The 4088-nt window shown below is 70.9% G+C and carries 3 protein-coding genes; all 3 read right to left on the bottom strand.

Annotated features, from left to right (window positions below; all coding sequences use genetic code 11):
- Positions 1-72: 72 nt before the first annotated feature.
- Genes P1P70_RS41645 through P1P70_RS41635 form a run of 3 tightly spaced genes read right to left on the bottom strand, consistent with a single transcriptional unit; the run spans position 73 to position 3923 of the window.
- Positions 73-1017 carry a carbohydrate kinase gene (locus tag P1P70_RS41645; protein ID WP_319247252.1) on the bottom strand — a complete coding sequence of 315 codons (945 nt, stop codon included), beginning with the start codon at positions 1015-1017 and terminating at the stop codon, positions 73-75.
- Positions 1014-2516, bottom strand: coding sequence for a glycoside hydrolase family 32 protein (locus P1P70_RS41640; RefSeq protein ID WP_319247250.1), 1503 nt, complete (start codon positions 2514-2516; stop codon positions 1014-1016). Before P1P70_RS41640 ends, P1P70_RS41645 begins: the two co-directional genes overlap by 4 nt.
- A 27-nt stretch (positions 2517-2543) precedes the next feature.
- Positions 2544-3923: a glycoside hydrolase family 172 protein gene (locus P1P70_RS41635; protein WP_319247248.1), complete on the bottom strand. Its 1380-nt coding sequence runs from the start codon at positions 3921-3923 to the stop codon at positions 2544-2546.
- Positions 3924-4088: the final 165 nt, after the last annotated feature.

Below are 4088 nucleotides of genomic sequence, written 5' to 3'. Positions count from 1 at the left end.
GACTTCCTCATCGCCTGAGGGCTCGGGGGTTCGGGTGCGTCGGCGGGTGCGGGTGGTTCGTGGTTGCTCTGGCTAGGGCCGGACGAAGGATGCGGTGCGCAGTTCGTCGAGGGTGGGTGGCTGGGCGCCGGCCCGTGTGGTGGCGAGCGCGCCGGCCATCACGCACTGGCGCAGCACCCGCTCCACCTCCTGCCCGCCGGTCGGGACGTGCGCTGCGTCGGTGCCGTCGGGGTGCGGGCCGAGCAGGGACGCCAGCAGCGCGGACTGGAAAGCGTCTCCTGCGCCGATGGTGTCGATCACCGAGGTCCGCGGGGCGGCGACGGAGACTTCGGCGTCCGCACTGAATCCGACGGCCCCCTGGGGGCCGCGGGTCAGCACCACCAGCCGCGGGCCGTGCCCGAGCAGTGCACGGGCCGACTCAGCCGGGTCATGCTCCGGCCACAGCCAGGCCAGGTCCTCATCGCTGGCCTTGACGACGTCGGCGACGCCGGCGAGTCGCTCGACCGCCACGCGGTAGGCGGCACGGTCGGGCTGTACGGCTGGGCGGACGTTGAGGTCCGCGGCGACGACCCGGCCCGGACGCCCGTGAAGCTGCTCGCAGGCGCGGAGCACCTGCGTGGCGCCGGGCTCCACCACGACGGCGAGGGAGCCGGTGTGCAGCACAACCGTGTCAGGCCCGATGGGTATGTGCGCCGGGTCCCAGGCGGCGAGGAAGTCGTACGTGGCCGAGCCGGTCGCGCTGTCCACGTAGGCCACCGCGACTGTGGTGCGTCCTGAGGCGGCCGGGACGCGGAGCACGTCCAAGCCCGTGACGGACAGGTGCCGGCTCACCAGCGTGCCAGGCAGGTCGTCGCCCCAACTGGTGATCAGAGTCACGGGATGGCCGAGCCGATGCAGGCCGATGGCCACGTTGGCGGGGCTGCCACCGGGAAGGGGACGGATGACGTCCGCGCCGGTGTGCCAGACGAGATCGACGAGGCTCTCGCCGATCACCACGGCTCTCGGTGAGGCGGTCACGACGCCCCGCCGTCGGGGGTGTTGCTCGCGTGGGAGGTATCGGTCTTGTCCTGGATGTGGAGCGGGTTCAGCTCCCATGCCTGGAGTTCGAAGGCCGCGGTCCCGGTGCCGGCTGCGTGTGCCTGGAGATGCCAGGGATCTTCACCCAGGGGATAGAAGCGCAGGGTGAGGGCCTCGCCGGTGCCGAGGAAGATTTCGGCGATGGAGTGGTCGACGACGACGCGCAGGTCGACGGACTCGCCTGCCTCGACAGGGCGCGGGATGCGCCAGGAGCCGTCCTTGGCGCGCGGCTCGCGTGAGGCGTGTGTGCGGTCGACGATGATCTCGCCGGTGCCGGCGTCGAGGGTGATGTCCAGGTATTCGCTGCCGCCGGGTGAGGTCACCAGGCGCAGGCCGGCCGCGGCGGCGCCGTCCGCGGAGCGGTGCAGGCGGGCCGTCAGGTCGAAGCTGCGGCCGGTCGCGCCCAGGTCGCACAGTGAGCCGACGGTGACCTGGCCCTCAGCACTGTGGGTTCGCCGGCCCCGCAGGCTGTCGAGTTCGCGTGCGGGGCGCTGGCCGACGCTTCCGTCCGCACCGAGGGTCACCTCGCGGGGCAGGCTGAGCAGTCCGGCCCAGCCGACTTCGTCCGTCCAGGTGCTGGGGGCGCCGACGTGGACCTCGTCGCGGGCTTCCCAGGCCCAGCCCCACATCAGCCACCTGCCGTCGGGGGCGTGCAGCAGGGCGGGGGCATAGAAGTCGGGCCCGTGGTCGAGGCGTTGGGGGGCTTCGGCGGCGAAGCGGATGCCGTGGTCGCGGCCCGGGTAGGCGGCGGTGTGGGAGGCGCCGTCCTCCGGGTCCCAGGCGCTGAGGAGGAGCACGCCGCGGCTGTCGCCGAAGTCGGCGTATTGCACGCACTCCCAGCCCTCTTCGGTGTCGGAGCCGCCGGGCAGCGGCTCGGGGGCGCGGGCGAGGAAGGGGCCTACGTACTCCCAGTTCTCCAGGTCGCTGGAGAGGTATTGCTGAGCCGCTCCCCGGCCGTCGGTGAGACCGGCGCCGACGAGCATGCGCCAGCGATCGCCGTCACGCCACACGTAGGGGTCGCGGAACATCGAGGTCTCGTCGGCCGGCAGGGGGATGAGCAGGCCAGGGTGCTTGGTGAAGGTCAGTCCGCCGTCGTGGGAGACAGCCGAGGTGACCGGCTGCCACCAGCGGTCGTCCCGCTTGGCCGAGTAGAAGGCGACGAGCCTGCCGTCGGTGCTGACGGCGTTGCCGGACCAGACGCCGCCGGCGTCGTCGCCGTCCGCGGTGGGGGCGAGTGCGATGGGGAGGTGTTCCCAGTGGATCAGGTCCGGGCTGCGGTAGTGGCCCCAGTGCATGTCGGCGTGGCGGGCGCTGTTCGGGTTGTACTGGAAGAACACGTGGTAGTGGCCGTCGTGGAAGACCAGGCCGTTGGGGTCGTTGATCCAGTGGGCGGGCGGGCGGAGGTGGGCCGCCGGGAAGTGCGGGTCGGGTGCGCTCACGAGGGGTGCGCCTTTCCTGGTCGGCGGTCAGCTGCTGGTGCGCTCGTCGTAGCGGCGGCGCACGGCGGCGGCCTGCTGGACGTTGGCCTCGGACTCCTGCAGCGAACGCTCGCCGCGCTGGCGCGTGCGCTCGGCGAGATGTTCCATGTGGCGTTCGAAGCGGGCCTGGTAGCGCTCGCGCATCACCGCGATCTCCTCGGCGACCGCGCCGGAACGCGAGGCCGGAGTCGGCATCGGCGGGCCGGCCGGGCGCACGGGCAGGCGCTGCTCCAGCGGCAGGATCGTGGCCTTCGGCGACGGCAGGGTCTGGTACCAGTACGCGGTCGAGGCCCAGTCGTCGGCGAGGTGGTTGCCGTGGCCGTGCTCGATGGAGACCTTGATGCGCTCCTCGAAGCGGACCGGGTCGGCCACGTGGAAGCGGTAGTTGACGGAGTAGCCGGGGACGTCGGCCTCGTGGAGGATCGCGCCGTGGTAGAGGTAGGCGTTCTTCTGCATCCCCCAGGCGTGGTTGAAGTAGTCCTCGGTGCCGGTGCCGTGCAGGGAGGGCGGCCAGCTGGTGGAGCCGTCGGGCAGGAAGTCGTCGTCGATCCAGATCATGTCGTTGCCCTCGCCCCACCAGCTGCCCTGCCGGTGGTGGACGGAGAGGTTGCAGCCGACGTAGTGGCCCTTGCCCTCGGTGTCGAGGATGACGTAGTTGTCTTCGCCGGTGACGTCGACGATGTTGACCTCGGGGCTGTTGGTCTGGATGTCGGGGGCCCAGCCGTTGCAGGGGTTGCTGCGGTTCCAGCGGGCGTGGAAGTAGAGCGTGTCCTCGGGAAGCTCCTCGGGGAACAGTTCGTAGTCGATGTAGAAGTACTGCTGGATCGGCAGGTCGTTCTCGTTGACCAGTTCGATGCGGGCGCGCTTGTCGAACGGCATCGGCGCCCAGCAGTTCAGGGCCGCGCTGCCACCGAAGATCAACGACTCCTCGGGCTTGGCGGAGACGGTGAACAGGGCCGACTGGTAGCTGTTGGGCATGCAGTGGCCGATGCCGAAGAAGTCGCCGAGCGGGACGAGGACGGCGGGTTCCTCCTCGTCGTCCCAGGTGATCCGGATCAGCACCTTGCGGTAGTAGTCCGGGTCCGGCTCCTCCCAGTTCACGCCGAGCGCGTTGTGGATCTCCATCACGGGGGCCACGGTGTCGGCCTCCAGCGGGTCGATCAGACCGGGGCCGAGGGTCTTGCGGCAGAACTGGGTCATCCAGATGTGCGTGATCTGGCCCGGACCTTCCAGGTCGGCCAGGACGCGGGACGAGTGGGCCGGGGTGGTCCAGTAGTCCTGGTTGCGGCCCCGCTGGTCCCAGCTGGAGACACGGGCGGTGCGGGCCCGCGTGGGGCGGGTGAGGTGTTCGAGGGTGTGCGAGGGCATGGGAAACTGACCCCTTCAGTGATGGTTCGCTGAACTCGGGCGGCGGGAGACTGGACCTCTCCTGCCGCCCCTTGCTGTGGTGGAAGTGGCTCAGGCCGGGCAGCCGCAGGATTCGCGGTAGGTGATCTCGGGCTCCAGGCGGATGGTCCGGGGGCGGGTGGTGAG

Source organism: Streptomyces sp. MB09-02B (assembly GCF_033794485.1).
GTDB lineage: Bacteria > Actinomycetota > Actinomycetes > Streptomycetales > Streptomycetaceae > Streptomyces.
Note: the sequence above shows the minus strand (reverse complement) of the source record. Positions and strands in the feature narration are given on the sequence as shown.